Genomic DNA, 1,128 nt, shown 5'->3' with positions numbered 1-1,128 from the left:
TCGAACCCGCGACCTCCGGCGTGACAGGCCGGCACTCTAACCAACTGAGCTACACCCGCGTTCGGTGTGGAAGCGCCGTCTATGGGCGCGCGCCAAAACTGTCAACCGTCCGTTTCGGCTGTTTTGCCATTCTCGTCATTTTCTTTGCGCGGCGCAACCGTCAGCGTCCCCTGCTCGAACAGGAAACCGGCAATATCGGGCGTTCCCGCTGCCTGCACCACGGTCTGGATGATGATCAGCAGCGGCACGCCCAGTAACGCGCCGGGCGTCCCCCACACCCATCCCCAAAAGGCCAGCGACACCAGGATCAGCAGCGGATTCATCGTCAACCGCCGCCCCAGCACGGTCGGCGTCACCACATTGGCCTCGACCATGTGGAAACCGACCTGCAAGGCCGCAGGCAGCAACGCCACCCAGATATCGTCGAACACCATCAGGCCGCCCAGCCCCAGCAGCACGGCCGCGAGCATCGGCCCGAAATAGGGAATGAAGTTCAACAACGCGACGATGCCACCCCACATCCAGGGCGACGGCATCCCGATCAGCCAGAGCGAAACGGCGACCGCCAGCCCCAGCCCCAGGTTGATCGTCGCGATGGTGATGACATAGGCCGACGTCGCATCGACCACATTCTGTATCACCCGCGCGACCGCCAGCGCGCCGTCGAAACTGTCGCGGCTGTTGATCGTGCGACGGCGCAGGCGCGTCCATCCGGCAAGGAAGAAATAGATGATGAGCAGCGCGAACACCATCTGGACGATGGCGGACGGCGCGGAGGCGGCAGCAAATTGCAGCAACGAGCGCGGCGTGTCGATCGCCGCCGTCTGCGCCGCCGCCACCGGCCCGGTCGCCAGCATCCGCACGGTTTCATCCACGAACCGCTGCAAATTGGCGTAGAAGTCGATGAGCGGCGCGAGATTGGCCTGAATCTGCGGCAATCGTTCGGGCAATATGCGGAACCAGTCGGTTGCCGGCACGATGATCAGCACCAGCGCCGTATTGGCGACCAGCAGGAAGCCGATCAGCGCCAGCAACGCCGCCAGCCCCGACGGCAACCGGCGTCGCTCCATCCACTCCAGCAACGGCACCAGCGCGATCGCGATCACCAAAGCGGCGGTCAGCGGCAGG

General features: G+C 64.6%; 1 protein-coding gene. It reads right to left on the bottom strand.

Going from position 1 to position 1,128, the window contains the following annotated elements:
- Positions 1-101 precede the first annotated feature (101 nt).
- Positions 102-1,128 (bottom strand): AI-2E family transporter (locus IL54_RS21975; protein WP_037480844.1); only part of this gene is annotated, 1,027 nt, incomplete at its 5' end.

Origin of the sequence: Sphingobium sp. ba1 (genome assembly GCF_000743655.1) — a bacterium.
GTDB lineage: Bacteria > Pseudomonadota > Alphaproteobacteria > Sphingomonadales > Sphingomonadaceae > Sphingobium.
Note: the sequence above shows the minus strand (reverse complement) of the source record. Positions and strands in the feature narration are given on the sequence as shown.